The 26,399-nt window shown below is 73.1% G+C and carries 25 protein-coding genes; 13 read left to right on the forward strand and 12 right to left on the reverse strand.

Translation table 11 applies throughout. The features are described 5' to 3' along the window. Positions 1–320 precede the first annotated feature (320 nt). Both QF032_RS34995 and QF032_RS35000 read left to right on the forward strand, forming a co-directional pair. A complete protein-coding gene (locus QF032_RS34995) occupies positions 321–1,124 on the forward strand; it encodes an SAM-dependent methyltransferase (protein WP_307059216.1) in 804 nt (267 codons plus the stop codon). Further along, positions 1,121–3,256 (forward strand): putative bifunctional diguanylate cyclase/phosphodiesterase, encoded by a 2,136-nt coding sequence (locus tag QF032_RS35000; RefSeq protein WP_307059217.1) that lies wholly within the window; start codon positions 1,121–1,123, stop codon positions 3,254–3,256. Before QF032_RS34995 ends, QF032_RS35000 begins: the two co-directional genes overlap by 4 nt. A 102-nt stretch (positions 3,257–3,358) precedes the next feature. Here QF032_RS35000 and QF032_RS35005 read toward each other — a convergent pair whose 3' ends face one another. Further along, positions 3,359–4,240: a LysR family transcriptional regulator gene (locus QF032_RS35005; RefSeq protein ID WP_307048195.1), complete on the reverse strand. Its 882-nt coding sequence runs from the start codon at positions 4,238–4,240 to the stop codon at positions 3,359–3,361. A 130-nt stretch (positions 4,241–4,370) separates the two neighbouring features. On the opposite strand from QF032_RS35005, the gene QF032_RS35010 reads away from it, so the two are divergent. The 6 genes from QF032_RS35010 to QF032_RS35035 all read left to right on the forward strand — a co-directional run bounded on the left by QF032_RS35010 (position 4,371) and on the right by QF032_RS35035 (position 10,968). Beyond that, the gene (locus QF032_RS35010) at positions 4,371–5,042 is read left to right on the forward strand and encodes a succinate dehydrogenase (protein ID WP_307060493.1); all 672 of its coding nucleotides are present in this window, start codon (positions 4,371–4,373) and stop codon (positions 5,040–5,042) included. Positions 5,043–5,044: 2 nt separating this feature from the next. Next, positions 5,045–7,003 carry a fumarate reductase/succinate dehydrogenase flavoprotein subunit gene (locus QF032_RS35015; RefSeq protein ID WP_307059219.1) on the forward strand — a complete coding sequence of 653 codons (1,959 nt, stop codon included), beginning with the start codon at positions 5,045–5,047 and terminating at the stop codon, positions 7,001–7,003. After that, on the forward strand, positions 7,000–7,749 hold the full coding sequence (locus QF032_RS35020; protein WP_307048198.1) for a succinate dehydrogenase/fumarate reductase iron-sulfur subunit: 750 nt from the start codon (positions 7,000–7,002) through the stop codon (positions 7,747–7,749). The genes QF032_RS35015 and QF032_RS35020 overlap by 4 nt, the downstream gene beginning before the upstream one ends. A 364-nt stretch (positions 7,750–8,113) precedes the next feature. Beyond that, positions 8,114–8,896, forward strand: coding sequence for a GNAT family N-acetyltransferase (locus QF032_RS35025; protein ID WP_307048200.1), 783 nt, complete (start codon positions 8,114–8,116; stop codon positions 8,894–8,896). Continuing rightward, the gene (locus QF032_RS35030) at positions 8,893–9,840 is read left to right on the forward strand and encodes a lysophospholipid acyltransferase family protein (protein WP_307059221.1); all 948 of its coding nucleotides are present in this window, start codon (positions 8,893–8,895) and stop codon (positions 9,838–9,840) included. The genes QF032_RS35025 and QF032_RS35030 overlap by 4 nt, the downstream gene beginning before the upstream one ends. A gap of 39 nt (positions 9,841–9,879) precedes the next feature. Further along, positions 9,880–10,968, forward strand: a complete 1,089-nt coding sequence (locus QF032_RS35035; protein ID WP_307059223.1) for an NAD-dependent epimerase/dehydratase family protein — start codon at positions 9,880–9,882, stop codon at positions 10,966–10,968. 6 nt (positions 10,969–10,974) lie between these two features. Here QF032_RS35035 and QF032_RS35040 read toward each other — a convergent pair whose 3' ends face one another. From QF032_RS35040 to rpmF, 3 genes are all read right to left on the reverse strand, one after another. Beyond that, on the reverse strand, positions 10,975–12,018 hold the full coding sequence (locus tag QF032_RS35040) for an LLM class flavin-dependent oxidoreductase (protein ID WP_307059225.1): 1,044 nt from the start codon (positions 12,016–12,018) through the stop codon (positions 10,975–10,977). A gap of 107 nt (positions 12,019–12,125) precedes the next feature. After that, positions 12,126–13,286: a GTP-binding protein gene (locus QF032_RS35045; protein WP_307048209.1), complete on the reverse strand. Its 1,161-nt coding sequence runs from the start codon at positions 13,284–13,286 to the stop codon at positions 12,126–12,128. A 3-nt stretch (positions 13,287–13,289) separates the two neighbouring features. Beyond that, a complete protein-coding gene (gene rpmF, locus QF032_RS35050; protein WP_306946783.1) occupies positions 13,290–13,460 on the reverse strand; it encodes a 50S ribosomal protein L32 in 171 nt (56 codons plus the stop codon). A 119-nt stretch (positions 13,461–13,579) separates the two neighbouring features. Here rpmF and QF032_RS35055 point away from each other — a divergent pair, with 119 nt between their 5' ends. Then, positions 13,580–14,071 carry a phosphatase domain-containing protein gene (locus tag QF032_RS35055; RefSeq protein WP_307048211.1) on the forward strand — a complete coding sequence of 164 codons (492 nt, stop codon included), beginning with the start codon at positions 13,580–13,582 and terminating at the stop codon, positions 14,069–14,071. 7 nt (positions 14,072–14,078) lie between these two features. Here QF032_RS35055 and QF032_RS35060 read toward each other — a convergent pair whose 3' ends face one another. After that, the gene (locus QF032_RS35060; RefSeq protein WP_107445296.1) at positions 14,079–14,294 is read right to left on the reverse strand and encodes a dodecin; all 216 of its coding nucleotides are present in this window, start codon (positions 14,292–14,294) and stop codon (positions 14,079–14,081) included. A gap of 230 nt (positions 14,295–14,524) precedes the next feature. Here QF032_RS35060 and QF032_RS35065 point away from each other — a divergent pair, with 230 nt between their 5' ends. Continuing rightward, a complete protein-coding gene (locus tag QF032_RS35065; RefSeq protein ID WP_307059227.1) occupies positions 14,525–15,790 on the forward strand; it encodes an extracellular solute-binding protein in 1,266 nt (421 codons plus the stop codon). An 87-nt stretch (positions 15,791–15,877) separates the two neighbouring features. Here QF032_RS35065 and QF032_RS35070 read toward each other — a convergent pair whose 3' ends face one another. Then, the gene (locus QF032_RS35070) at positions 15,878–17,284 is read right to left on the reverse strand and encodes a pyridoxal phosphate-dependent decarboxylase family protein (protein WP_307048215.1); all 1,407 of its coding nucleotides are present in this window, start codon (positions 17,282–17,284) and stop codon (positions 15,878–15,880) included. Between the two features lie 125 nt (positions 17,285–17,409). Between QF032_RS35070 and QF032_RS35075 the strand changes: the two genes are divergently transcribed. Together QF032_RS35075 and QF032_RS35080 are read left to right on the forward strand one after the other, a co-directional pair. Then, entirely contained in the window at positions 17,410–17,880 is a 471-nt protein-coding gene (locus QF032_RS35075; protein ID WP_306946775.1) for an Lrp/AsnC family transcriptional regulator, read from the forward strand. Between the two features lie 234 nt (positions 17,881–18,114). Further along, positions 18,115–18,615, forward strand: a complete 501-nt coding sequence (locus QF032_RS35080) for an Lrp/AsnC family transcriptional regulator (protein WP_307048216.1) — start codon at positions 18,115–18,117, stop codon at positions 18,613–18,615. Positions 18,616–18,657: 42 nt separating this feature from the next. On the opposite strand, the gene QF032_RS35085 is transcribed toward QF032_RS35080, so the two are convergent. Together QF032_RS35085 and QF032_RS35090 are read right to left on the reverse strand one after the other, a co-directional pair. Next, positions 18,658–20,361: an aldehyde dehydrogenase family protein gene (locus QF032_RS35085; protein ID WP_307048218.1), complete on the reverse strand. Its 1,704-nt coding sequence runs from the start codon at positions 20,359–20,361 to the stop codon at positions 18,658–18,660. A gap of 5 nt (positions 20,362–20,366) precedes the next feature. Next, positions 20,367–20,543 carry a hypothetical protein gene (locus tag QF032_RS35090; RefSeq protein ID WP_307048220.1) on the reverse strand — a complete coding sequence of 59 codons (177 nt, stop codon included), beginning with the start codon at positions 20,541–20,543 and terminating at the stop codon, positions 20,367–20,369. A 322-nt stretch (positions 20,544–20,865) separates the two neighbouring features. On the opposite strand from QF032_RS35090, the gene QF032_RS35095 reads away from it, so the two are divergent. Then, the gene (locus QF032_RS35095) at positions 20,866–21,546 is read left to right on the forward strand and encodes a hypothetical protein (protein WP_307048222.1); all 681 of its coding nucleotides are present in this window, start codon (positions 20,866–20,868) and stop codon (positions 21,544–21,546) included. 146 nt (positions 21,547–21,692) lie between these two features. Here the strand turns inward: QF032_RS35095 and egtD are convergent, their stop codons facing one another. Genes egtD through egtA form a run of 4 tightly spaced genes read right to left on the reverse strand, consistent with a single transcriptional unit; the run spans position 21,693 to position 26,126 of the window. Beyond that, positions 21,693–22,673, reverse strand: a complete 981-nt coding sequence (gene egtD, locus QF032_RS35100; RefSeq protein ID WP_307059229.1) for an L-histidine N(alpha)-methyltransferase — start codon at positions 22,671–22,673, stop codon at positions 21,693–21,695. After that, positions 22,670–23,464: an ergothioneine biosynthesis protein EgtC gene (gene egtC / locus QF032_RS35105; RefSeq protein ID WP_306946626.1), complete on the reverse strand. Its 795-nt coding sequence runs from the start codon at positions 23,462–23,464 to the stop codon at positions 22,670–22,672. The genes egtD and egtC overlap by 4 nt, the downstream gene beginning before the upstream one ends. Next, positions 23,464–24,828, reverse strand: coding sequence for an ergothioneine biosynthesis protein EgtB (gene egtB, locus QF032_RS35110; RefSeq protein WP_306946624.1), 1,365 nt, complete (start codon positions 24,826–24,828; stop codon positions 23,464–23,466). Before egtB ends, egtC begins: the two co-directional genes overlap by 1 nt. Further along, positions 24,825–26,126 (reverse strand): ergothioneine biosynthesis glutamate--cysteine ligase EgtA, encoded by a 1,302-nt coding sequence (gene egtA, locus QF032_RS35115; RefSeq protein WP_307059231.1) that lies wholly within the window; start codon positions 26,124–26,126, stop codon positions 24,825–24,827. The genes egtB and egtA overlap by 4 nt, the downstream gene beginning before the upstream one ends. Positions 26,127–26,399: the final 273 nt, after the last annotated feature.

A 26,399-nucleotide genomic window follows, 5' to 3' on the forward strand; every position in this document is an offset into this window, starting at 1 on the left:
TCCCCAGGGCCGGTTCCCGAAGCCGCCCCTCGCGCACGACCCGTTGGTCCGCCCCCTCCGCGCCGCACGGAGGGGGCGGACCGCTGTGCTTGTCGGGCCCCCTTGTCCTGTGCGTAGAATTCGGCCGCCCTCCGGGCCGCTTCCGGAACCCTCCGGAGCGGCCCGGACACTTTTGGTAGCCCCGCGGGGGGCGTCGTTTTGGCACGTGCCGGAGGCAGTGACCGGGAACGGACGGTCAATTTCCGTTTCCCCTCGCCCGTTTGGCGGGCGATCAGTAGCCTCAGCTCGAACACCGGATCGCCTACGCCTTGGAGAGATAGATGGAGCGTCCCGCCTGGGCCCCTCGGAGCATCGACATCTCGGTGCCGAGCGTCTCGCGGATCTACGACTACTACCTGGGCGGATCGCACAACTTCGAGGTGGACCGGGAAGCGGCCCGCAGGGCCATGGAGTTCATCCCCGGACTGCCGAAGATCAGTCAGGCGAACCGGGCGTTCATGCGCCGTGCGGTGCGGTACGCGGTCGCCGAGGGCGTCACCCAGTTCCTCGACATCGGCTCCGGGATCCCCACGTTCGGCAACGCGCACGAGATCGCCCGGGCGGCGAACCCCGACGCGCGCGTGGTCTACGTCGACCACGACCCGGTGGCCGTGGCGCACAGCGAGGCGGTGCTGGCCGGCTGCGACGGCGTCGACGTCGTGGCCGCCGACCTGCGCAAGCCGCAGGAGATCCTCACCAGCCCGCAGGTGGAGCAACTGCTCGATCTGGAACGGCCGGTGGCCCTGCTGCTGGTCGCGGTGCTCCACTTCGTCGAGGACGCCGACGACCCGCACGCGGCGGTGGCCGAACTCGGCGCCGCGCTCGCGCCCGGCAGCCTGCTGGTGCTCACGCATGCCTCGTACGAGGGAATCCCGCAGCGGGCCGAGGGCGCCGTCGACGTATACAAGGACATTCGCAATCCGCTGGTCATGCGCTCGCGTGACGAGATCGGGCGGTTCTTCGAGGGGTACGACATGGTGGAGCCGGGACTGGTGCCGATGCCGCACTGGCGGCCGGACACGGCGCCGGAGGACGAGGACCCCTGGGCCTTCTCCGGTTTCGCCGGCGTGGGGCGTACGGCGTGAGTGCGGAGCCGGACGGGCCGGAGGACAGACTGCGGCGGTTCGTGACGATCTGGAGCCGGGCCGTGTACCCGGTGACCTCGACGTCGCTGACCCGCCCCGAACTCGAAGAGCAACTCCTTCCGCTGGCGCGGCGGTTGCGTGAGGCGCTGCTGGAGCGGACCCTCGACGCCGACGCCGCCAAGGCGGTCGGCGCCGCCCTGGTCGACGCGCACTGCACCGACCCCGAGGCGCTCAGCCGCACGCTCGACTGCGTCGACGCCTATCTGGTGCTCTACTGCGGCGAGGGCGGCCCCCAGGAGGACCTGCGCACCCGCGCCTCGCGTCTGCAGCACGCCATGGCGGCCGGCTACGCGGTGGCGCTGCGCGAGCGCACCCTCGCCGAGCAGGAGGCCATCGCACAGGCCGCGTTGCGCGCCCAGGGCGTCGTCGCGCAGGCGCTGCACGCCAGCGAGGCCCGCTTCCGGGCGGTCTTCGAGGGCGCCGCGATAGGGATCAGCATCGCCGACCTGGAGGGCAACGTCCTCCAGGTCAACGGGGCGCTGCTGCGTATGTTCGGCGGTTCGGAGCGGTCGTTGCTGGGCCGCAAGGTCCAGGACTTCACCCACCCCGAGGACGCGCCGCAGACCTGGCGGCTCTACGACGAGCTCGTCCGCGGCGAACGGGAGCACTACCACACGGAGAAGGCGTTCAGCCGCCCCGACGGAACGGTCCTGTGGACCAATCTGACGGTGTCGCTGCTGCGGGACGCGGACGGGGCCCCGCAGTACCAGCTGGCCCTGATGGAGGACACCACCGAGCGCCGGCTGCTCAACCTGCGGCTGCGCTACGAGGCCACCCACGACGCGCTCACCGGACTGCCCAACCGCACCCTGTTCTTCGAACGGCTGGAGAAGGTGCTGGCGGCCGGCGAGGGCCGCAGGTTCGGTCTGTGCTACCTGGACCTGGACGGCTTCAAGACCATCAACGACAGCCTCGGACACGCCGCCGGCGACCGGCTGCTGGTGGAGGTCGCCGACCGGCTGCAGTCCTGCGCGACCGCGCCCGGCGAGATGGTCGCCCGCCTCGGCGGCGACGAGTTCGTGGCGCTGACCACCGGCCCCGACACCCGCCACGAGGTCGACGAGCTCGCCGCGCGCATCATGAACGTCCTGGTCGCGCCGGTGAGCATCGACGGCCGTGAGCTGACCGTGCGCGGCAGCATCGGCATCGTCGAAGGGCCGGCCGGGGAGCGCAGCGCGGCGGAGGTGCTGCGCAGCGCCGACATCACCATGTACCGGGCCAAGTCGGCGGGCGGCAACCGCTTCGAGGTCGCCGACCCGGAGGCCGACGCCCGCGCCATCACCCGGCACGGTCTGACCACGGCGCTTCCGGCGGCCCTCGAACGCGGCGAGTTCTTCATCGAGTACCAGCCGCTGGTCCACCTCGGCGACGGCAGCGTGCGCGGCGCGGAGGCGCTGGTGCGCTGGCTGCATCCGCAGCACGGGGTGCTCGGGCCCGACCGGTTCATCCCGCTCGCCGAGCACACCGGGCTGATCGTGCCGCTGGGCCGCTGGGTGCTGGAGGAGTCGGTGCGGCAGGCCGGTGAGTGGCGTGACCGCAACGAGGACACCGGCCCGCTGCGCATCAACGTCAACCTCTCCCCGTGCCAGCTCACCCACCCCGGCCTGGTGCAGGACACCGTGGACATCCTGGAGCGCGCGGGCGTCGACCCGGCCGCGCTGTGCCTGGAGGTGACGGAGTCGGCGTTGATCGGCGCCGACGACGCCCTGCTCAAACCGCTGCGCCGGCTCGCCGAGATGGGCGTGGACATCGCGCTCGACGACTTCGGCACGGGGTACTCCAACCTCGCCAACCTGCGCCGGCTCCCGGTGAGCGTGCTCAAGCTGGACCGCTCCTTCACCCAGGGCATGCAGCAGTTCCCGGCGGACCCCGTCGACCTCAAGATCGTCGAGGGGATCGTCTCGCTCGCGCACAGTCTGGACCTCGCGGTCACCGTGGAGGGCGTGGAGACCGGCGCCCAGGCCGAGCAGCTGCGGATACTCGGCTGCGACACGGCCCAGGGCTGGTACTACGCCCGCCCCGGCCCCCCGGACCGCCTCCACGACCTGGCACTCGTGGACGCGACGGGCTGACCTCGGGCGCGACTGCACCGGGCGGGGGAGCGGGGCGGTCGCGGCACGGACCGGGAGCCCGCGAGCGGCGGGCCGGCCGGCCGCGCGCACACGTGGGCCGGCTCACCGCTCCAGCAGCATGCGCTGCAGCTCCCGCGCCGCACGGGGCGGCGCCACGTCGCTGCGGTGGGCCAGGGCGATCGTGCGGTGCAGGCCGGGCCGGGCGAGCGGGGTGACCCGCAGGCCCCGGCCGGAGCGGGCGGCCACCATACGGGGGACGACGGCCACCCCGAGGCCGGCCCGCACGAAGCCGAGCACCGCGTCCATCTCGCCGCCCTCGACCGCGAAGTCGGGTTCGAAACCCTCCGCGCGGCATGCCGCCACGGTGAGTTCCCGCAGGTCGTAGCCATGCCGGAACATCACCATGCGCTCACCCACCAGGTCGGCGATCCGCACGGTGCGCCCCTGCCCCGGCCGGGGCGCCTCCGGCGAGGACACCACCACCAGGTCCTCACGCAGCAGCTCCACCGTGGTCAGCGCCGGCGACGGGCTGGGCAGGGGCAGGACGACCAGGGCGAGGTCCAGGGCCCCGCGCGCCAGCTCGCGGACGAGGTCGTGCGAACCGCCCTCCTCGATCACCAGCCGGACGCCCGGATAGCGGTCGTGGAAGGCGCGCAGCACGTCCGGCAGCAGGCCCGTGCAGACACTGGGCGTCGCTCCGAGCCGCACCCGGCCGCCGCGCAGCTGCACCAGCTCCTGCACCTCGTACCGGGCGGCCTCGGCGTCCGCGAGGATCCGGCGGGCCGGCGGCAGCAGCGCCTCGCCGGCGTCGGTGAGCGTGATGTTGCCCCGCGCCCGCAGGAACAGATCCGCCCCCAACTCCCGCTCCAACGCCTTGATCTGCTGCGACAGCGACGGCTGCGCCACATGCACGAGCTCGGCGGCCCGGGTGAAGTGCCGGGTCTCGGCGACCGCCACGAAGTACTGGAGCTGCTGGAACTGCATGCCGCAAGCGTACGCCGCCATAGGCGGAGCCTATGGATTCCAGGCGGACCATGTCTTGGACCGATCGGCCGGCGCGGCCGTAGCGTCTGCAGACATGGCTCTGGCAACGCGGACGGACCGACGGTCGTCCATGGCGCGCACCGTGTGGGACTCCTCCGTCGGCAAGAAGACGGTGATGGCCGTCAGCGGCATGATCATGCTGATGTACCTGGTCGCCCATGTCATCGGCAACCTCAAGATCTTCTTCGGCCCGGCGGAGTTCAACCACTACGCCCACTGGCTGCGCACGGTCGGCGAACCGTTCATGCACTACGAGTGGACGCTCTGGCTCGTACGCGTCGTGCTGGTCGTCGCGGTGATCGCCCACGCCGTCTCCGCGTACCAGCTCAGCCGCCGCGACCTCAGAGCGCGGCCCACCGGGTACGTGCACAGGAAGCCGCGGGCGAGCTACGCCACCCGCACCATGCGCTGGGGCGGCATCATCCTCGCCCTGTTCATCGTGTGGCACATCCTCGACCTGACCACCGGCACCGCGCACAGCGGCGGCTTCCAGGAGGGCCACCCGTACCAGAACGTCGTGGACACCTTCTCCACCTGGTACGGGAACGCCGTCTACACCGTGGCGATGCTCGCCCTCGGCCTGCACGTGCGGCACGGCTTCTGGAGCGCGGCCCAGACCCTCGGCGTCGGCAGCCGCACCCGCGACCGCGCCCTCAAGATCTTCGCCGACGTCCTCGCACTGCTGCTCACGGCCGGATTCCTCGCCGTGCCCGTGGGCGTCATGACCGGAGTGGTGAGCTGAACATGAGTCCCTTCCCCTCCTACGCGCACTACACGACCGGTGAGCCGGTCGTCGACGCCAAGGCCCCGTCCGGCCCCGTCGCCGAGCGGTGGGACAAGCGCCGCTTCGAGGCCGGTCTGGTCAACCCCGCCAACCGGCGCAAGCACACGGTGATCGTCGTCGGCACCGGCCTCGCCGGCGGCTCCGCCGGCGCCACCCTCGCCGAACAGGGCTACCGCGTCGTCCAGTTCTGCTACCAGGACTCCCCACGCCGCGCCCACTCCATCGCCGCGCAGGGCGGCATCAACGCGGCGAAGAACTACCGCAACGACGGCGACTCCGTGCACCGGCTCTTCTACGACACCGTCAAGGGCGGCGACTTCCGGGCCCGGGAGTCCAACGTGCACCGGCTGGCGCAGATCTCCGTCGAGATCATCGACCAGTGCGTCGCGCAGGGCGTGCCCTTCGCCCGCGAGTACGGCGGCCTGCTCGACACCCGCTCGTTCGGCGGCGTGCAGGTCTCGCGGACCTTCTACGCCCGCGGCCAGACGGGGCAGCAACTGCTCCTCGGCGCCTACCAGGCCCTCAGCCGGCAGATCGCCGCCGGCAACGTCGAGATGCACCCGCGCACCGAGATGCTCGACCTGATCGTCGTCGACGGCCGGGCCCGGGGCATCGTGGCCCGGGACCTGATCACCGGGAAGATCGACGCCTACGTCGCGGACGCCGTCGTCCTGGCCAGCGGCGGTTACGGGAACGTCTTCTACCTGTCGACCAACGCCATGAACTCCAACGCCACCGCGATCTGGCGGGCGCACCGCCGTGGCGCCTATTTCGCCAACCCGTGTTTCACCCAGATCCACCCGACCTGCATCCCGCGCACCGGCGACCACCAGTCGAAGCTGACGCTGATGAGCGAGTCGCTGCGCAACGACGGCCGGATCTGGGTGCCGAAGGCCAAGGGCGACGACCGTCCGCCGAACCGGATCCCCGAGGAGGAACGCGACTACTACCTGGAGCGCGTCTACCCCTCCTTCGGCAACCTGGTCCCGCGGGACATCGCCTCCCGCGCCGCCAAGAACGTCTGCGACGAGGGCAAGGGCGTCGGCCCCGGCGGACAGGGCGTGTACCTCGACTTCGCCGACGCCATCGCGCGCCTGGGCCGCAAGGCCGTCGAGGCGAAGTACGGCAACCTCTTCGACATGTACCGGCGGATCACCGACGAGGATCCCTACGAGGTCCCGATGCGGATCTACCCGGCCGTGCACTACACGATGGGCGGACTGTGGGTCGACTACGACCTGCAGACCACCGTTCCCGGCCTGTTCGCGATCGGCGAGGCCAACTTCTCCGACCACGGCGCGAACCGCCTCGGCGCGAGCGCCCTCATGCAGGGCCTCGCCGACGGCTACTTCGTCCTCCCGGCGACCGTCAACGGCTACCTCGCCCGCACCCCGCGGCAGAGTGAGGTGGGCGACGAACACCCCGCCGTCCAGGAGGTGCTGGCCGAGACCCAGGACCGGCTCCACCTGCTCCTGTCCGTCGACGGCGACCGCACCCCCGACTCCTTCCACCGTGAACTCGGCGAACTGATGTGGGAGTTCTGCGGCATGGCCCGCAGCGACGCCGGACTGCGCAAGGCTCTTGAGCGCATCCCGCAGATCCGCGAGGAGTTCTGGCGGCGCATCAGGGTTCCCGGCGTCGGCGAGGAGTTCAACCAGTCACTGGAGAAGGCCAACCGGATCGTCGACTACCTGGAGCTCGCCGAGCTGATGTGCCTCGACGCGCTGCACCGCGCCGAGTCCTGCGGCGGCCACTTCCGCGAGGAGTCTCAGACGCCGGACGGCGAAGCCGCCCGCCGCGACGACGAGTTCGCCTACGCGGCGGCCTGGGAGTTCACCGGGCCGGGCGAGGCCCCCGTGCTGCACAAGGAAGACCTGGTCTTCGAGTACGTCCACCCCACCCAGCGGAGCTACGCATGAGGCTCACCCTGCGCGTCTGGCGGCAGCGCGACACCGACGCCGACGGTGCCATGTCCACGTACGAAGTGGACGGCATCTCGCCCGACATGTCCTTCCTGGAGATGCTCGACACCCTCAACGAGGAGCTCATCCTGCGCGGCGACGATCCCGTCGCCTTCGACCACGACTGCCGCGAGGGCATCTGCGGCGCGTGCTCGCTCGTCATCAACGGCGACGCGCACGGCCCCGAGCGCACCACGTCCTGCCAGCTGCACATGCGGTCCTTCCGGGACGGCGACACCATCGACGTCGAGCCGTGGCGGGCCGCCGCCTTCCCGGTCGTCAAGGACCTGGTGGTCGACCGCAGCGCCTTCGACCGGATCATCCAGGCCGGCGGGTACGTCACCGCACCCACCGGCGCCGCGCCCGAGGCGCATGCCACACCGGTGCCCAAGCCGGACGCCGACTACGCCTTCGAGCACGCGGAGTGCATCGGCTGCGGGGCGTGCGTGGCCGCCTGCCCCAACGGGGCCGCGATGCTGTTCACCTCCGCCAAGGTCAACCACCTCAACGTGCTGCCGCAGGGCGCGCCCGAGCGGGAGACCCGGGTGCTGGACATGGTGGCGCAGATGGACGACGAGGGGTTCGGCGGCTGCACCCTCGCCGGGGAGTGCGCGACGGCCTGCCCCAAGGGCATCCCGCTGACGTCCATCACCGGCATGAACAGGGAATGGCTGCGGGCGACCCGGAAGGCCGCCAAGCGGTAGCGCCGGGCATGTGAAGCGTTCGCCGAGGGTGCGGACGGACGGGGCCGGGAGTGGTGCTCCCCGGCCCCGTCTCGCGTCCGCGGGCACGGGCGGGGCGCGGCCCCGAACCGGTGAACCGACCGGTGGACCTACAGGCGACGGGCCGGTGAACGGGCCGGTGAAGCGACCGGCGCCCTCCGCCCCGTCCCGGCCGGCGCCCGCCACCCCGTCCCCGGCGTCGGCCCGAGCCGTTCAGCAAGCGCACATCAGCTCTCCTCGCGCCGGTCACGCCGAGGTCGGCCGGGAGCGGAAGAACAGGGGCGGCAGCACCCACGCCAGGGGGCTGCAGCCGCTGCGCCCACCCGGCCCGCGACAGGAGAGAGCCATGACCGGCGTTTCCACGCTCGACCGCCCCCAGCAGTCCACGGCACCCGCCCGCTACACCGTCACCCTGGCCCGCGACGAGGACGACGTACGGGCCGCGCAGCGGCTGCGGCACGACGTGTTCGCCGGCGAGCTCGGCGCCACGCTGGCGTCCGCCGAGCCGGGCCTCGACGTCGACCCGTTCGACGCCCGCTGCGACCACCTGCTGGTGCGCGACACGCACACCGGCCAGGTCGTCGGGACCTACCGGCTGCTGCCGCCGGAGCGCGCCGCGGCCGCCGGACGCCTCTACTCGGACGGCGAGTTCGACCTCGGCGCGCTCGACGCGATCCGGCCCGGCCTGGTCGAGGTCGGCCGCTCCTGTGTGCACCCCGACCACCGCGACGGGGCCGTCATCGGCCTCATCTGGGCCGGAATCGCCCGGTACATGGTGGACCACGGCCACGCGTGGCTGGCCGGCTGCTGCTCCGTCCCGCTGGCCGACGGCGGCGCGCTGGCGGCCGGCGTCTGGGAGCGGGTGCGCGTGAAGCACCTGGCGCCCGAGGAGTTCCGGGTGCGCCCGCTGCGGCCGTGGACGCCTTCCCCGGCCGCCTCGGCCGCCGCAGCCGGACGCACCGAGCTGCCCGCCCTGCTGCGTGGCTACGTCCGCCTCGGCGCCTGGGTGTGCGGGGAGCCCGCCCACGACCCCGACTTCGGCGTCGCCGATCTGTACGTGCTGCTGCCGATGAGCCGGGTCGACCCGCGCTACCTGCGGCACTTCCTCTCCCTCGTGGCCGCCGCGTGAGCGTCTGGCTGCCCGCGGCGCCCTGCACTCCGGTGGCGTGTGTGCGAGGGACGGCGTCCCGTACGGGCGTCCCGAGGGCCGTGCTGCGGCTCACGGCGGTCGCCGTGCTGGTGCTGGCGGGAGCGGCGCTGTCGCCGCTCGGCGGGCGGATCCCGGCGGGCGCGGTGCGACGGTGGAGCCGCACCGTCGTCCGGGCCGCCGGGGTGCGCGTCCGAGTGACCGGCGCGAGCGCGCCGGCCGCCGGGGGAGTGCTCCTCGTCGCCAACCACATCTCCTGGCTGGACGTCCCACTGCTGGCGGGCGTCCGCCCGGCGCGGATGCTCGCCAAGGCCGAGATCCGGCGCTGGCCGGTGGCGGGCGCGCTGGCCGTGCGCGGCGGCGTGCTGTTCATCGACCGCGACCGGCTGCGCGCCCTGCCCGCCACGGTGGAACGGATCACGCGGGTGCTGCGCTCCGGCCGGGCGGTCGCCGTGTTCCCGGAGGGGAGCACCTGGTGCGGCCGGGCGCAGGGGAGCTTCCACAGGGCGGTGTTCCAGGCCGCGCTGGACGCCGGCGCCCTGGTCCAGCCGGTGCGCATCGGCTACCGCGACGCGGCCGGGGCGGTCAGCACGGCGGCCGCCTTCGTCGGCGACGACTCCCTGCTCGCCTCGCTGTGGAGGGTGGCGTCCACCCGGGGCCTGGTGGCCGAGGTCGAGGTGCTGCCCGCCCTCGCGGCGGACGGTCACGCGGACCGCAGGGCACTGGCCGCGGCGGCCGGGGCCGGGGTGCTGGACGCGCCGCGTGAGCGGTCCTCGCTCGTCCCGGCCGCCGTCCGGCACGGCCCGCGTGGCCGGCGGCGGGCGGTCGGCGGCGGGCGGCGGGCCGGTCGGCGACGGACGGCCGCGCGGCGGGAGCCGGCCGCCACGGCGATTCCCGGCAACGCGGTGACGGTTGCGCCGAGTTGATGGGATCATGACGCGTCCCGACCTCCGAGGGGAGCGCGTGTGAGTACGGATCCGGTCGGCACATCGGTGCTGGTGACGGGCGGCAGCGGCTTCGTGGCCGCTCATCTCGTCCAGCAGCTCCTCGCACGCGGCTACCGCGTGCACACCACCGTGCGCTCCACGGCGAACGCGGCCAAGTGCGGCCCGCTGCACGCGCTCCAGGACGCCTTTCCCGGCCGCCTCGACCTCTTCGAGGCCGACCTGCTGACCGAGGGCTCCTTCGACGAGGCGATGCGGGCCTGCGCGGTGGTCTTCCATGTCGCCTCGCCGTTCCTGATGCCGGAGAAGATCAAGGACGGCCGGCGGGACGTCGTGGAACCCGCCCTGCGGGGCACCCGCAACGTCGTGGCGTCGATCGAGCGCACGCCGACGGTCCGCCGGCTCGTCCTCACCTCCACGGTGGGCGCGATCTTCGGCGACTACGCCGACGTACGGCAGATGGACGGCGGGACGCTGTCGGAGAAGTACGTCAACACCACCAGCACGGTGGAGAACAACCCCTACCACTACGCCAAGACGGTCGCCGAACAGGCGGCCTGGGAGGCCGAGGCCGCGCAGGACCGCTGGCGCATGGTCTCCCTCAACCCCGGCCTGATCCTGGGCCCTTCGCTCACCCCGTCCTCCGACTCGGGCAGCCTGTTCCTGCTGGACGAACTGTTCAAGGGCTACTTCTTCTACGGCGCCCCGGACTTCAGTTTCACCACGGTCGACGTGCGGGACGTGGCCGCGGCCCACATCGCGGCCGCCGAACACCCCGGCGCCCACGGCCGGTACATCCTCGCCGCCGAGGAGATGACCTCCTTCCACCGGATGGCGAAGATCCTCCTGGAGCAGCACCCGAGGAACCTGCGCCTGCCCCGGACGGCCCTTCCGCACTGGCCGGTCCGCGTCCTCGGGCCCGCCTTCGGCCTCTCCCAGGCCTACATCCGCAGCCACCTCGGCATCCGCTTCCGCGTCGACAACCGCAGGAGCATCGACGAACTGGGGCTCGTCTACCGCCCGATCGAGGAGACCGTGACGGACCACTACCGGGCCTGGCGGGAGCAGCGCGCCCGCCGGAGCAGCGCGCTCAGCGGCGTCCGGCGGTGAGCGGACCTACGCGCGCGGGAGCGCGGCCGCCCGGCGCGGGGCGTCGCCGCGCTCCCGGTCGACGATCGCGGCCAGCCGCCGGAACGACTCCAGCAGCGCGGCCCGGTCGTAGGTGCTGGTCGTCACCAGCACCTCCTGCGCGCCCGTCTCCTCGAGCACGGTCTCGAGCTCCCGGGCGACCTGTTCCTCGTCGCCGACGACGCCGCCGGTGAGCCCGGCCTCGTAGAACCCGCGCGCCTTGGCGGTCATCGGCCGCCGCTCGGCCTCCTCGGCCGCCGGCAGCGGAGGGAAGGTGCCGTGCGTCCGCGAGTACGCCGTCGACCAGGCCTCCGGTATCAGCAGCCGGCGCGCGGCCTCGGGCGTCGCGGCCACCGCGACCGTCCCCGAGAGGACGACGTACGGCTCCGCCGCCCACGGCGAGGGCCGGAAGCCGGCGCGGTAGCGGTCGATGCCGCGCCGCATCCTCGCGCGGTCGCGGAGGTCGCCGACCACCAGCGGCAGGCCCGCGCGGGCGGCGATCTCCGCGCCCTCGCCCAGCGCCAGCACGAACGGCGGCACGGCCAGACCCTCCGACGGCCGGGCACGGACCCCCGTGGGCGAGGCGCCGGTGAACCAGCCGAGCAGCTCTTGCAGCTGCCCGGCGAAGTCGTCGGCGTCGTCCTTGTCCCGGCCCAGCGCCCTGCGCACCCCGTCGGTGAAGCCCACCGAACGCCCGAGCCCCATGTCGATGCGGCCCGGGAACAGGGACTCCAGGACGCCGAACTGCTCGGCCACGACCAGCGGGCGGTGGTTGGGCAGCATCACCCCGCCGGTGCCGACGCGGATGGTGTCGGTCGCACCGGCCACGGCGGCCGCAAGGACGGTCGGCGCGGACCCGGCGACACCCGGCACCCCGTGGTGCTCCGACACCCAGAACCGGTGGTAGCCGAGCCGCTCGGCCTCCTGCGCCAGCGCCACGGTGTCCCGCAGCGCCTGCGCGCCGGTGTGGCCCTCACGGATGCGCGAGCGGTCGAGGACGGAGAAGCGGGCCGAGGCGATCAGGGAGCTCATACAGGGTTCAACGCCTCGCGGCCCACGGGATTCCTCGGCCCCGGTGCGCCGGCCCGCTCGCCCCCCACTTCGCGTCCCCACCTCGGGCGTTCCGTGCTCGCGTGTCCCTACCGGGCGGCGTGCTCGTGCTCGCAGACGTCGTCGAGGCCGTAGGCGTCCCAGGCGGGGAACGGGTCGTCGGCCGGTGTGCCCTCGCCGTCGGCCAGCAGACACTCCGTGAGGGCGGCGCGCAGCGCGTGGGCGTCCAGGTCGGTGCCGATGAACACCAGCTCCTGCGCGTGGGGCGCGTCGGCGTCCCGCGCGGCGGACGGCTCGAACCGGGCCACCGCGCCGGCCTGGGACCACAGTCCCGTCACCCGCGGCCGGCTCGCCAGCGTGAAGAACCCCTTGGAGCGCAGGACGCGCCCGTACCGCCCGCTGTCCAGCCCCTCGGTGACGAAGGTCCACAACCGCCCCTGATGGAAGGGGAGTCCGGAGCGGAACACCGTGGAGGAGATGCCGTACTCCTCGGTCTCCGGCACATGGTCGCCGTTGAGCTCGCGCACCCAGCCCGGCGCCTGCTGAGCCCGTTCCAGGTCGAACAGACCGGTGCCCAGCACCTCGTTCAGGTCCACCCGGCCGTGCACGGCGGACACGACGCGCGCAAGGGGGTTGAGCCGGGTGAGCGCGGCCCGCAGCCGGCCGGCCGCCTCCTCGTCCACCAGGTCGAGTTTGTTGAGCACGATGACGTCCGCGAACTCGACCTGGTCGACGAGCAGATCGCTGACCGTGCGCTCGTCGTCCTCGTACGGGGCGAGGCCGCGTTCGTCGAGCTCGTCGCCGTTCGCCAGCTCGGTCAGGAAGTTCGCCGCGTCGACGACCGTGACCATGGTGTCCAGGCGGGCCACGTCCGCCAGGGTCGCGCCGTCGTCGCGCGCGAACGCGAAGGTGGCGGCGACCGGCATCGGTTCGGAGATGCCGCTCGACTCGATGAGCAGATGGTCGAAACGGCCCTCGCGGGCCAGTCGGTCGACCTCCTGGAGCAGGTCGTCGCGCAGGGTGCAGCAGATGCACCCGTTGGTGAGCTCCACCAGCCGTTCCTCGGTCCGCGACAGCGCCGCCGCACCGCCGCGCACCAGGGCCGCGTCGATGTTGACCTCGCTCATGTCGTTGACGACGACGGCGACCCGCAGGCCGGCGCGGCCCGCCAGGACATGGTTGAGCAGCGTCGTCTTGCCGGCCCCGAGGAACCCGGACAGGACGGTGACGGGCAGCGGGCGGTCGCGCACGCCTCAGCCCTCGGGGTGCAGCAGGCCGCGCTCGTACGCCTTCAGCAGACGCTGGGGGACGAGGTGACGCACACCGTCGACGGTGACCGGCACCAGGGCCGGTGCGGTCGCCTTCCACTGGGCGCGGCGGTGGCGGGTGTTGCTGCGGGACGTCTTCCGTTTGGGAACGGCCATGGGAACCTCCTCGGTCGGCTCGCGGTGAGCTTCGAGGACGCTATATGAAAATGGTTCCCATGAGCAATTGGCGGGTGCCGGAGGCTGCCCGGCGGCGGCGCCTGGCTAGGGTGGGTGGCGTGAACGAGAGCAGCAGGCGGCCCCTCGCGGTGTTCGACCTGGACAACACCCTCGCCGACACGGCCCACCGGCAGCGGTTCCTGGAGCGCAGGCCGCGCGACTGGGACGCGTTCTTCGCGGCCGCGCCGGACGATCCGCCGATCCCCGAAGGCGTCGCGCTGGCGCTGTCCAGCGCCGAGGAGTGCGAGGTCGTCTACCTCACCGGCCGGCCCGAGCGCTGCCGGCGCGACACGCAGGAGTGGCTCGCCGCGCAGGGGTTGCCGAAGGGGCGCGTGCACATGCGGCGCAACGGCGACCGCCGGCCGGCCCGGCTCGCCAAGCTGGAGATCCTGCGCGGGCTCGCCCGTGACCGGACCGTGCGTGTCCTGGTGGACGACGACGAGCTGGTCTGCGCCGACGCCGAACGGGCCGGGTTCGCCGTCGTGCGGGCGCGCTGGACCGCTCCTTCGGCCGAGCTGGAACAGGCGCAGGAGGGTGAAGGCCGTACCTGAGCGCCGCTCAGTCCGACTCGTCCAGACGGAAGCCGACCTTCAGGCCCACCTGCCAGTGGGCGATGTCGCCGTCCTCGATCTGGCCGCGCACCTGGGTCACCTCGAACCAGTCCAGGTTGCGCAGCGTCTGCGAGGCGCGGGCGAGCCCGTTGCGGACGGCCTGGTCGACGCCGTCCGGCGACGTGCCGACGATCTCCGTGACCCGGTAGGTGTGGTTCGACATCGGGGCTGCTCCTCTCGACCGTGACGGCATCGTCACGTGTGTCACGCGTCACTCCACCGTGCCCCAAGCTGCGGCGGAGCGCGAGACGTCGAGGCGGACGAGCGGGTTCCGGGCGCATCCCCTTGACCCGCCGCATTGGTCCATACCAAAATCCGGGACACCCGTTCGAGCGCCGCGCTCGTCCCCCATGTCGGGCCCCCGCCCTGTCCGCCAGACAGAACAGGACCCCCGTGCGACGTCGCCTCCTCGCCCTCCTCTGCGTGTCCGCCGCCCTTCTGACCTCCTGTGGGGTACTGCCCGGGACGGGGGGACCCGACCGGAGCACGGTCACGGTCTGGCTGATGAAGGACAGCGCCTCGCAGGAGTTCCTGGACCGGTTCACCGCGGACTTCGAACGCGGTCACCCCGACCTCGACCTCGACATCCGCGTCCAGGAGTGGACCGGCGTCGGCGACAAGGTGGAGGCCGCTCTGGAGTCCGAGTCCGACGACGGGAACGGGCCGGACGTCATCGAGGTGGGCAACACCCAGGTCCCGCGGTACGTCGTCGGGCGCGGGCTGCTCGACCTGACACTGGAGTCGGCGGCGAAGTGGGGGAGGGACGACTGGCTGCCCGGTCTCGCCGAACCCGGACAGCAGCGCTTCCACCAGTACGGCATCCCCTGGTACGCCGCCAACCGGGTGGTGATCTACCGCAAGGACCTCTTCGAGCAGGCCGGCGTCACCGCCCTGCCCCGCACCCGCGCCGAGTGGCTCGCCGCCACCGGGAAGCTGAACGCGGCCGGCCGGCAGGGCATCTACCTCGCCGGTCAGGACTGGTACACACTCTCCGGGTTCATCTGGGACGAGGGCGGCGACCTCGCAACCGAGGACGGCGGGCGCTGGCAGGGCGCCCTCGACACGAAGGCCGCCCTGCGCGGCATGGACTTCTACCGGCGCCTCCAGTCGCTCGGCCGGGGCCCGGTCGGCGCCGACGAGGAACATCCGCCCCAGGCGGGGGTGTTCGCCGCGGGCCGGGTGGCGCAGATCGTCGCCGTGCCCGGACTGGCCCGCGCCGTGCTGGAGCAGAACCCCGCCCTGGAGGGCGAGTTGGGCTTCTTCCCGGTGCCCGGCAAGAGCGCGGACCGGCCCGGCGCCGTCTTCACCGGCGGATCCGATCTCGTCGTCCCCCGCAACACCGACGTCCGCGAGGGCGCCGTCGCCGTCGTCGCCGCGCTGACCGGCGCCCGATGGGACACCGAGCTGGCCCGCACCATGGACTACGTGCCCAACAAGGCCAAGCTGGCCGGAGCCGTCGCCGGGGAGGAGGGCGCCGCGGCCATGGCGGCGGGGGCCGCGCAGGGCCGCGCGACCCCCAGCACACCCGAGTGGGCCGCCGTCGAGGCCGACAACCCGATCAAGGGCTGCATGACGAAGGTGCTCACCGGCGCCGACCCGGCGACCGAGGCCCGCCGCGCCGCCCGCGAGATCACCCGGGCGCTGACGGTGACCTCCTGACGGCGTCCCCGCGCCGTCCCTCGCGCCACCTCGCCGACATCCCGGTGACGGCTCCTCGCGTTCCTCGGCGATGCCGCGCGGGGACCGTCACCGGGCGTCCGCGGCCGGCGGCGGACCCGGCCGGACGAGCCCGCCGAGCGTGTGGAGGACCTCGATCACCTCGTCCGCACGGGTGTCGGGGTTCACGAAGGCCATGCGCAGGACCGTCCTGCCGTTCCACCGGGTCGGCACGCACAGCGTGGCGCCCGTTCGGGCGGCCCGCGCGGACCACGCCGCGTAGTCCTGCGCGCTCCATCCCGGCCGTTCGAAGAGGACGACGGACAACTCGGGTTCGGCCACCAGACGCAGGTGGTCACTGGCCCGGACGGCGTCGGCGACCTGCCGGCTGGTGGTCAGCGTCCGCTCCACGGCCGTCGCGTAACGGTCGGTGCCGTGGACGGCCAGGCTGAACCAGAACGGCAGGCCACGGGCGCGGCGGCTGAGGTGGAGCGCCAGGTCCGACGGGTTGTGGGCATCGCGGTCGATGGCGTCGAGGTAGTGCGCCGACTGACTGTGCGCGGCCCGTGCCGGTGCGGGGTCGCGGTAGAGCAGCGCGCAGCAGTCGTACGGTGCGAACAGCCACTTGTGGGGATCGACGATGAAGCTGTCGGCGCGTTCGATGCCGGTGTAGCGGTGACGCACGCTGGCAGCGGCCAGGCCGGCTCCGCCGTAGGCGCCGTCGACGTGCAGCCACACGCCGTGGCGTTCACAGGCGTCGGCGATGGTGTCGAGCTCGTCGACCAGGCCCGCGTTCGTGGTTCCCGCGGTCGCCGCGACGGCGAACACCCCGTCGGTGGCGTCGAGGACGGCGTTCACGGCGGCTCCGGTGAGGTGTCCGTGCCGGTCCACGGGCGCGGTGACCACCTCCACGTCCATGGCGCGCGCCGCGGACCGGATCGAGGAGTGCGCGCTGTCGGCGCACACGATCTTCCAGCCCCCCGCCGGGCGGGGCCGCTCCGCGGCGGCGGCCCGGGCCGCGACGAGGGCGGAGAGGTTGCCCATGGTGCCGCCGCTGACGAAGCATCCCGCCGCGGTGGCGGGCCAGCCGAGCAGCCGGGTGAGCCACGCGAGCGCCTCGTTCTCGGCGTGGATGGCCCCGGCCCCGGCCTCCCAGGTTCCCGCGAAGATGTTCGCCGCACCGGTGACGGCTTCGAAGGCGAGCGCGGCCCGGGTGGGGGCCGCGGGGATGTAGGCCAGGTTCGTCGGCCCGTTCTGGGCGCGGGTGGCGGGCGCCAGGACGCGGTCGAACAGGCCGAGCGCGGCGGCGGCGCCGATACCGGGGGCGGTGACGGTGCTGCCTGCGGCTTCGGCCAGGTCGGCCGCGGGGCGGGCGCCCGCCACCGGATCCGGGTCCTGCCTCAGACGCTGCCAGGCGTACTGCACGGCAACCGAGACCACCTCGTCCTCGTCGCCCCACACCCGGCCCTCGGCAGGGGGGACGCTCTTCACTGACATGCCATCGCATGGTGCTTTCTGCATGGCGGAAACCTAGAAACAGCCATCAGTATGCGCAATATGCGTCCAATATCTTGAGCATTATGCTCAAGGTCGATCCCGTGTGCCGTGGCATACTGGGCATCATGCGAAACGTGGACGCCGTCGACGCCCGCATCCTCCTCGCGCTCGACGCAGACCCGCAGGCGACCACCGTCGCCCTGGCCGACCGGCTCGGCCTCGCCCGCAACACGGTCCAGAGCCGGCTGAGGAGGCTCGAGGAAAGCGGCCACCTCAAGGAACCCAGCCGCCGCGTCGACCCGGCCGCCCTGGGCTACCCCCTGCTGGCCCTGATCACCCTGTCCATCAGCCAGAGAGTGGGAGAGCCCACCCGCGAGGGCATCCTGCGCATCCCCGAGGTCGTCGAACTCCTCGTCACCACCGGCGACGCGGACCTCCTCGCCCGGGTCGTCGCCCGTGACACGACAGACCTCCACCGCATCACCAACCACCTCCTCGAAGTCCCCGGCGTCGTCCGCTCCAACACCACCATCGTGCTGATGGAACTGCAGCCCCTCAGCGTGCGCCCGCTCCTGCAACGCCACACCGGCCCCTGATGCCCGCCGGGGCCGGTGACCCCGACGGGGCCGCCCGGGCGCCCTTCCGGCGCGCGGAACGTCACCACGAGGCAGGCGGATGCGCAGCCCGCGGACACCCCCGGTTCCGGGCCTGGGACGCACTCGGCGTCTCTGGACACTTGACAGGAGAAGCGCGGCAACACCTGAATATGTGTTCAGCGGCACCACCGAACCGGTGATGAACTGCCGAAATCGACGGCCGGGGAGGACAAGGTGTCCGAGGGAGACTCGCCGCCGACGGCAGCGGCCGGACGCACCGCCGTCCCGCTCGACGACATCGACCGGCAGATCCTCGGCCGGCTCCTCGAGGACGGCCGGATCTCGGTCCGCTCACTCGCCGAGCAGGTGCACATCTCCCGGGCCAACGCCTACACCCGCATCGGCCGGCTCGTGGCCGAGGACGTCATCACGGGCTTCACCGCGCAGCTCGACGCCCAGCGAGCGGGCCTCGGCACGAGCGCATACGTCACGATGAGCATCGAGCAGAACGCCTGGCGTGACATCTCCCGCGAACTGCGCCGCATCCCCTACGTGGAGCATGTCGCCCTCGTCACCGGCGACTTCGACGTCCTGGTGCTGGTGCGCGCCCCGGACAACCTGGCCCTGCGCAAGGTCGTGCTGGAGAGCGTCCAGGCGGTGCCGGGTGTGCGCTCCACCCGTACCTGGCTGGTCTTCGACGAGGTGCGGGGGCGCGGCGCCACCTGGACGGACTGAGGACCGGCGGCTTCACCGGTCCGCCGGCTCCGCGGCGGCCTTTCACCGGTCCACCAGCTCGGCTGCCGCCCCGGCGCGCCGCGCAGGCGCCGGGACGGGAGCCGTCGGCGTGGCGTGCCGGCGTGAGCGCACCACGCGGAACCGCCCGGTGACGAAGTGGGCTCCCCCGCCCGGCAGATCCGCGAGAGCCGAGGACGGGTCGGCCGGCAGATCGTCCAGGTTCTCCACCAGTGGGACCCCGGCGTCGAGCGCCGCAGTCTCGGCCGCCGCGAGGACCAGCGTGTCGGTGGAGTGCACCGAGGCGTAGAGCGCGCCGTGCCGCGCCACCGTACGGCGCAGGAGCGCCAGGCTGTGCGAGGTGGACTCGGTGCCGACCAGGAAGGAGACCGGTCCGGGCCACTCCCGCGTGTAGACCTGTTCGTCGGAGGCGCGCAGCCGCACCAGCAGCGGACTGAGCAGCTCGGCGCCCGGATGGCGCGGATGGGGCACCGGGCCGGAGGCGTGCACGACCGGGCCGTACCGTGCGGCCTCGGTCATCGCGGCGCGTACCTCGTCGGCGGTGGTCGCACCCAGCACCCCCGCCGCGCGCACCGGGTGTCCGAGCAGCCGGTCCACGGCGTCACCGAGGTCGGTCCCCAGGTCACGCAGTGTCTTGGGGCCCTCGTCGGTGTCGAACCCGTGCTCCGGCACCAGGATGTTCTGCGGTGTGGTGCGCACCGTCCCGTTGCACAGGCAGGAGGAGAGGGCGAGCCCCCGGACCAGGCCGGGGTAGTCGTCGGTCGAGTCCACGACCACGGTGTTCAGCCCGGTCCGGTTGGCGAACACGGTGGCCTGCGCGGCGTGCCGCTCCAGCCAGTCCGCGACGCGCGCGGAGCCCGTGAAGTCGACGATCCGTACGGCCGGGTCGGTGGCCAGCCGCAGGTGCGCCCGCCGTCCCGGCTCCGACACGGCGAGGGTCACCAGGTTCGGGTCGTGACCGGCCTCCTCCAGCACCTGCCGGGCGACGCGCACGGTGATCGCCAGCGGCAGCACCGAGCGCGGATGCGGGGCGACGACGACGGGATTGCCGGTGACCAGGCTGGCGAACAGGCCCGGGTAGCCGTTCCAGAGCGGGAAGTCGGGACAGCCGATGAGCAGCGACACACCGCGGGGCACCAGGGTGCAGGTACCCCGCAGGGCGAGCGGTGGCCCACCGCGTCGTCCCGCGCTCTCCCAGTGCAGGCCGGACGGAACCCGCTCGGACTCGGCGAAGGCCTGGGCCACCACCTCGAGCGCACGGTCCTGCGCGCGTGGTCCGGCGGCGTGCAGTGCGGCCCGCAGCGGCTGACCGGTGGTGTGGTGCACCGCGAGGGCCAGTTCGTGACTGCGGGTGTTGAGCCGCCGCAGGATCTCCACGGCGAGCCCGGCACGCTGACCGGTCCCCGCGGCCCGCCATCCGGGCGCCGCCCGGGCGGCCGCCGCGACCAGCTCCGAGGGTTCACAGCGCGGATAGGCGATGGCCAGGCCGAGCCCGTACGGCGACGACTCCGTGCGCACCCGGGCGACTTCGCCGGGCTGCACCAGGTCGAAGGGCCGCCCCAGCAGCGAGCCGAACACCTTCCCCGCGGTGCGGGTCGACCGCATGCCCGCGTCGGCCGCGTCCTGGACGGTCGCCTCGGAGAAGGGACGGTGGCACTCACCGGCGGCGAGGGCACGGACGACGCTGTGCAACAGCTCGCGGTGACGCTCGTAGGGGCCCGGGCGCATGGCCGTCAGCCTCTCCGGCTCGCTGCGAGCGCCAGCAAGGCGTCGTTCTCCGCCGGCAGCCCGACCGTCACCCGGACGCGCTCGCCGGGGAACGGGCGGACGACGTCGGAGCGGGAGTCGGGCACATCGCGGCCCGGCACCTGGGCGGGCAGCTGGGACAGAGACGCACGGACACGCACCATGCTCGACTCGCTTCTGCAGCGCTGGGGCCCGGGGTCTCCCGTCGGGCGTTCGACAGGGAAATCGTGAAGACGGGAAGCCGATCGCTCAACTGTTTGGGCGATTTCGGCTACGGATCGCCGGAAAAGGGAGTTCCGCGCGGCAAACCGTCTCCCCGGAGAACCTCCGGGACCTCGGCCACGAGACGAACGGCACGCCGTCCGGGGCGTGACAGGCCATCCCCATGATCACGAAGCGGACACAGCGGCTTTCCGGCGTCCCCGCCGGGGCCGGCCCCCGGCAGACTGCTCGCCGCCCGCACCGTGGGAGGTCCGCGGGCCGGCCGTGACGAACGAGGAAACCATGCACACCAACCCGACCCGACTCCGCCGCGGGGCGTTGACGGCCTGCGCGGCGGTCCTCGCCCTGCTGACCGCCGGCTGCTCGAAGGCGTCCGAGACCACGCAGACCGGAGGTTGCCGTGCCGACGACGGATGGTCGGGACGGCAGAAGGCCGCCTGGTTGCGGGGCGCGGTCTCCTTCCGGACGGTCGAGGGCACTGCCGCGTCGGACGCGAGGACGTCGGTCGTCGTGGGCGCACCGCGGTCGGCCGACGCCCGGCGGCTGTGTCGTCCGCTCGACGTGCAGGTCGAGTTCTGGACCCTCACGACCACGACCGCGACGACGCGGACCGAGTCGTCGTCCGTCAGGCGCTACCACCTGTTTGCGGACGGTGGCAGAACCCGGACCGTCGGCTTCCCCGGTGATCTTCCCGCCGGGCGGGACGGTGTCTGCGTCGGGGTGCTCGCGGCCGTGTACGCGGGTGAACCCCTGACCGAACGAGAACTGCCCCGGGTGACACCGGGCCCGTCGGCCGACGAGCACACGCCGGTACGGTTCGCCACGGACCGGGTCGGCGCGTACCGGCTGTTCCCGCCGCCCGATCCCGCGCGGTGCGCCCCGAGCCGGCCCAACGCCGGCCCCCCGCCCACCGGGGAGCCGGGCTGGGACCCCTTCCATCCGTGACCGGCGGGCTGCGGGCAGGCGGCGGGCCCGCCGGGCCGCCGCCGACAGCCCGGACGAGGGCGGGGCTCACGCCGTGAGCCCCGCCCTCGCGGTGTCCCGCGCCCGGAGCGCTCCCCGGGATGTCCCGTGGGCGGGCGGCGGGCCGCTCAGTGAGCGGTGGCGAGGGTGAGCATGAAGCCGGCGTTCGGGTCGGACCAGAGCTGACGGGTGCGAAGGCCCGCCGCAGCCATCTCCTCCCGCAGCCCGGACACGGTGAACTTGGCGCTGCGCTCGGTGATCCATTCCTCTCCGCGCTCGAACGGCACCGCCAGGTCGAGTTCCCGGATCTTCACCAGCTGCTCGGCTCGACTGCGCAGCCTCATCTCGATGAGACTCTCGGTGCTGTTCCACACCGATACGTGGTCGAAGGCGTCGGGGTCGAAGTCGGCGTTCAGTTCGTGGTTCAGGACGTGCAGCAGGTTCTTGTCGAACGCGGCCGTGACGCCCTGTGCGTCGTCATAGGCGGCGATCATCTCGTGCTCCGGCTTGACCAGGTCGGCGCCGAGCAGAAGGAAGTCCTCGGGTCGCATGATGTCCCGGAGCCCACGGAGGAACGGGCCGCGGGCCGGGCGCCGGAAGTTCCCCAGCGTGCTGCCGAGGAAGGCGATGAGCCGTGGGCCCTCCTCGGGCAGCGCCGGCAGCACGAGCGGAGCCGTGAAGTCGGCGCGGAGGGCGTGCAGACGGATCCCGGGATAGTCCTGCACGAGTTGGGCGGCGGCCTGCTGGAGCGCGTCCGCGCTGACGTCGACGGGCACGTAGTTCAGGTCGGCCGGTCCCAGCGCCTCGATGATCAGCTTGGATTTCGTCGAACTCCCGGACCCGAGCTCGATCATGCTGCGCGCCCCGGTCTGCGCGGCCACGTCCTGGGCGTGGAGCTGGAGCAACCCCAGCTCCGCCCTCCACAACGGGTATTCCGGGAGCTGGGTGATCTCCTCGAAGAGCTCGCTGCCCCGGGCGTCGTAGAACCAGGTGGGCGCCGTGGACTTGGGGGTGCTGGTCAGTCCGCCGCGGATGTCGGCGCGCAGAGCCCTGGCGTAGTGCTCGGCGTCGAGGGTGTCGGTGTAGCCGTAGGCGCGGGTGCCGGTCATGACTGCCTTTCCTCGGATGGTGCGGGTGCCGGGTCCGCGCTCGGGTCCTTGAGCGGGGTGAGCAGCACGTCGGCGCGGCTCGCCACGAGCAGGGTCCGGTCCGGGACCTCCTGCCAGCGCGGATCGTCGTCGTACGGTTCGGAGGCCACGACCACCGTGCCCCCGCCGGGTTCCGTCAGGTACCAGAGGGTGTCGCCCCAGGCGGTCGCGGTGACGGCCGCCCCGTCGGTGAGGAGCAGGTTGAGCCGGGAGCCCGGGGCGGCGGCGGCGACCTCGAGGACGGTGTCGGTCAGCGCCTGGCCCGCCGGGTCCCCGGCGCGCAGCCGGGCGAGGACCAGCGCCCACACGAACGCGGAGTCGTTGCGGGCCTCCATGGACAGCAGGTCGGCGGCGGGCAGGGTGCGCGCCAGCGGCTCCAGCGAGCGCGGCCAGTCGGCGACCGCCCCGTTGTGGCTGAACAGCCAGGCGTCCGCCGCGTACGGGGCCGCCGCGGCCTCCGCGTCGGCGCCGGCCAGGGTGGCGTCCCGGACGGCGGCCAGCACGGCCCGGCTGCGCACCACCCGGGCCAGGTCGGCGAAGGACAGGTCCGCCCAGATGGGCCCGGCCCGGCGGTAGCGGGCCGGCGCCGGGTCGCCCTCGGCGTACCAGCCCACCCCGAAGCCGTCGGCGTTGACCGTGCCGTGGCGCTGCCGCCGCGGCGCCCACGACTGGCGGTACAGCGCGTGCGGGGGATCGACGAGGAGCCTGCCGAGCGGCTCCTCGGGCCCCAGGTAGGCGAGGTGACGGCACATCAGACGGCCGCCGGGCGCGCGGTGCGGAACCCGGAGAAGATCTGCCGCCGGACCGGGTAGTCCCAGTTGCGGAAGGTGCCCCGGCAGGCGACCGGGTCCACCGCGAACGAACCGCCGCGCAGCACCTTGTGATCGGGCCCGAAGAACACCTCCGAGTACTCCTTGTACGGGAACGCCCGGAAGCCCGGGTAGGGAAGGAAGTCACTGGACGTCCACTCCCAGACGTCGCCGATCAACTGCCGTACGCCGAGCGGGGAGGCGCCGGCCGGGTAGCTGCCCGCCGGGGCCGGACGCAGATGGCGCTGGCCCAGGTTGGCGTGTTCCGGCGCGGGATCGGCGTCGCCCCACGGGTAGCGCATCGAGCCGCCGGTCGCGGGGTCGAAACGGGCCGCCTTCTCCCACTCGGTCTCGGTGGGCAGCCGGCGTCCGGCCCAGCGGGCGTAGGCGTCGGCCTCGTACCAGCACACGTGCAGCACCGGCTCGTCGGGCGGCACGACCTCGGTGACGCCGAACCGGCGGCGCAGCCACTGCCGGCCGTCACGGTGCCAGAACAGCGGCGCGTGGATGCCGTGCCCGCGGATGTGCGCCCAGCCCTGGCTCGTCCACCAGCGTTCCTCGTCGTAGCCGCCGTCCTCGATGAACGCCTGGTAGGCCGCGTTCGTCACCGGGGTCGTGTCGATGTGGAAGGGCGCCACCTCACGCCGGTGGGCGGGGCGTTCGTTGTCCAGGGCCCAGGGCTCGCCGGACGTGCCCATGGTGAACGGGCCGCCGGGGACCAGCACTTCGGCCGGGCCGGTGAACAGCGGGACCGGTTCGGGGTCGGGTGCGGTGAGCACCGGTGGCCCCGTGCGGAGCTGATGGGTGATCAGCATGGTCTCGTCGTGCTGCTGTTCGTGCTGCGCGATCATCCCGAAGGCGAAGCCGGACTCCGTCAGCCGGGTGCCGTGGAAGTCGGCCGACTCCAGCACGTCGGTGACCCGGTCGCGTACCTCCGCCGCGTACCGGCGGGCCTCGGCGGGCGGCAGCAGGGGCAGCGAGGGGCGTTCGGCGCGCGAGTGCTCGAAGGCGTCGTACAGGCCGTCGATCTCGGGGCGCATCGCCTCCCGGCCGGCCACCGCGCGCAGCAGCCACAGCTCCTCCTGGTTGCCGATGTGGGCGAGGTCCCACACCAGCGGGGACATCAGCGGGGAGTGCTGGGCGGTGAGGTCGGGTTCCTCGACGCAGGTGGTCAGCAGCGTCGTGCGGGCGCGGGCCGTCGTGAGCGAGGCGAGCGCGCGGGCGCGCAGCACGTCCGCGTCCGGGGCGGCCGCGTTCGAGGCGGGCGCGGCGGGTGCGGGCTCCGCGTCCAGGGCGGGCTCGGTCATGGGCGGAGGTCCTTCCCGTGCGCGCGGGCGTCCGTGCCGCGCAGGCGGTCGAGCTGGTCGTCGGCGGGGGTGCGCCCCTCGAGGACGTAGCGGTCCCGGTAGTCCGTCACGGCCTCCAGCACGGTGTCGTCGGCGCCGAGGCGGGGCAGGGCCCGCAGCGCCGCGGCGAAGCAGGCGACCGCCGTCTCGTGCAGTTCGGGGTCGGTCAGCGCGTGCCGGGCCGCGTCGATCCACAGCGGGTTGTGCGGAGCCGGCAGCGGCCGGGCCCGCTCGGCCAGCGGTTTGACCGCGCGGTAGGCGAACTCGGCGGCCTCCGGGTCCTCGAACAGGGCCGTCGTCACGGCGAGCGGCACGATCCAGCCGTCGTCGCCGGGCTGCGCGTCGATCATGCGCAGCTCCAGATGGCCGCGCGGTCTGACCGGCGGGAACAAGGTGGTGAGGTGGTAGTCGAGATCCTCCCGGGTCGGCTCACCCGTTCGGGTCCACTGGCGGAAGGTGAGGCGGTCGGGAACCTCCCAGGCCCCGTCGCCACGCCGGACGCACATCACCGGCGCGTCCAGCACGTGCCGCGCCCAGGCCGTCCGCGGATCGCCGTCCATGGCCGGCCCGCCCGCGCGGCCGGCGCCGATCTCCATCCACAGCAGCTGCCGCGTGGAGCGCCAGCCGGTGGGGGCGCCGCCGAGCAGTGGGGAGTTGGCGAAGGCCGCCACCAGCACCGCGCCCAGCGTGTGCGACAGCCACCAGCGCCGGCCGTGCCCGAGGGGGCCCGGCTCCTCGTACCCGGCGTCCAGGCAGACCTGCACGGACGCCGAGGTGCACATCATGGCGCGGCCCGCCGGTCCCGTGCGGTCGAGGCAGGACTCCATGGCGTCGTAGCGGGGCTCGTGCAGGAACCGCCGGGGTGTGTGCCAGGGGTCGGTGCCCATGCCGACGAGGGCGAGTCCCTGCTCGCGCAGGGTCGCGCGGACCGCGGCCAGGTCGGCGGAGACGGTGTGCACGCACTCCATGAGGGAGGCGGCGGGCGGCGAGCTCAGCTCCAGCTGACCGCCGGGTTCGACGGTGAGCGGCGAGCGGAGGGGCACGTCCCGCAGGGCGGCGTAGGCCGCTTCGAGCCGTTCGGGTGTGACGGGGAGCTGCGGCGTGCGCAGCTCGTGGACGAGCCATTCCACCTCGACCCCGACGGTGCGGGGTGGGCCGGTCTTGAAGCAGATTCCCCTGACCAGCGCCTCCACCTCGGCTTCGGTGACGGCGATGCGCGGCTCTGCTCCGTTCGTACAGTCGCTGACCGAGTCGGACATGTCGGGATCCTCCTGAGATTCCACCATGCCACCGGTCCGGCCTCGGTGCGGCCGGACCGGCAGAGCTCGTTCCACCCAAGACCCTGGATCCGATTCGCACAAGGGTGCACATCGGCACTTTCAGGACCGTGAAGCCCGGATTCCGTGGCGATTCTCCGCCGGTTCACCGCCGGTTTCCCCTCGCCTCGGGGCTGCTTCCCGGGCGGACCCGAAGCATGCGTCACCTGCTCCGGGCGCCGGAAAATCTTGTTGCACGCGATGTCCAGGATCGCT

This window comes from Streptomyces achromogenes, assembly GCF_030816715.1.
GTDB lineage: Bacteria > Actinomycetota > Actinomycetes > Streptomycetales > Streptomycetaceae > Streptomyces > Streptomyces achromogenes_A.

Excerpts from the sequence above, each read along its gene's own strand:
- QF032_RS34995 (WP_307059216.1), top strand. The coding sequence starts at position 321 with ATGGAGCGTCCCGCCTGGGCCCCTCGGAGCATCGACATCTCGGTGCCG.
- QF032_RS35005 (WP_307048195.1), bottom strand. The coding sequence starts at position 4,240 with ATGCAGTTCCAGCAGCTCCAGTACTTCGTGGCGGTCGCCGAGACCCGG.
- QF032_RS35010 (WP_307060493.1), top strand. The coding sequence starts at position 4,371 with ATGGCGCGCACCGTGTGGGACTCCTCCGTCGGCAAGAAGACGGTGATG.
- QF032_RS35015 (WP_307059219.1), top strand. The coding sequence starts at position 5,045 with ATGAGTCCCTTCCCCTCCTACGCGCACTACACGACCGGTGAGCCGGTC.
- QF032_RS35020 (WP_307048198.1), top strand. The coding sequence starts at position 7,000 with ATGAGGCTCACCCTGCGCGTCTGGCGGCAGCGCGACACCGACGCCGAC.
- QF032_RS35025 (WP_307048200.1), top strand. The coding sequence starts at position 8,114 with ATGACCGGCGTTTCCACGCTCGACCGCCCCCAGCAGTCCACGGCACCC.
- QF032_RS35040 (WP_307059225.1), bottom strand. The coding sequence starts at position 12,018 with ATGAGCTCCCTGATCGCCTCGGCCCGCTTCTCCGTCCTCGACCGCTCG.
- rpmF (WP_306946783.1), bottom strand. The coding sequence starts at position 13,460 with ATGGCCGTTCCCAAACGGAAGACGTCCCGCAGCAACACCCGCCACCGC.
- QF032_RS35060 (WP_107445296.1), bottom strand. The coding sequence starts at position 14,294 with ATGTCGAACCACACCTACCGGGTCACGGAGATCGTCGGCACGTCGCCG.
- QF032_RS35070 (WP_307048215.1), bottom strand. The coding sequence starts at position 17,284 with ATGTCAGTGAAGAGCGTCCCCCCTGCCGAGGGCCGGGTGTGGGGCGAC.
- QF032_RS35075 (WP_306946775.1), top strand. The coding sequence starts at position 17,410 with ATGCGAAACGTGGACGCCGTCGACGCCCGCATCCTCCTCGCGCTCGAC.
- QF032_RS35085 (WP_307048218.1), bottom strand. The coding sequence starts at position 20,361 with ATGCGCCCGGGCCCCTACGAGCGTCACCGCGAGCTGTTGCACAGCGTC.
- QF032_RS35090 (WP_307048220.1), bottom strand. The coding sequence starts at position 20,543 with ATGGTGCGTGTCCGTGCGTCTCTGTCCCAGCTGCCCGCCCAGGTGCCG.
- egtD (WP_307059229.1), bottom strand. The coding sequence starts at position 22,673 with ATGACCGGCACCCGCGCCTACGGCTACACCGACACCCTCGACGCCGAG.
- egtC (WP_306946626.1), bottom strand. The coding sequence starts at position 23,464 with ATGTGCCGTCACCTCGCCTACCTGGGGCCCGAGGAGCCGCTCGGCAGG.
- egtB (WP_306946624.1), bottom strand. The coding sequence starts at position 24,828 with ATGACCGAGCCCGCCCTGGACGCGGAGCCCGCACCCGCCGCGCCCGCC.
- egtA (WP_307059231.1), bottom strand. The coding sequence starts at position 26,126 with ATGTCCGACTCGGTCAGCGACTGTACGAACGGAGCAGAGCCGCGCATC.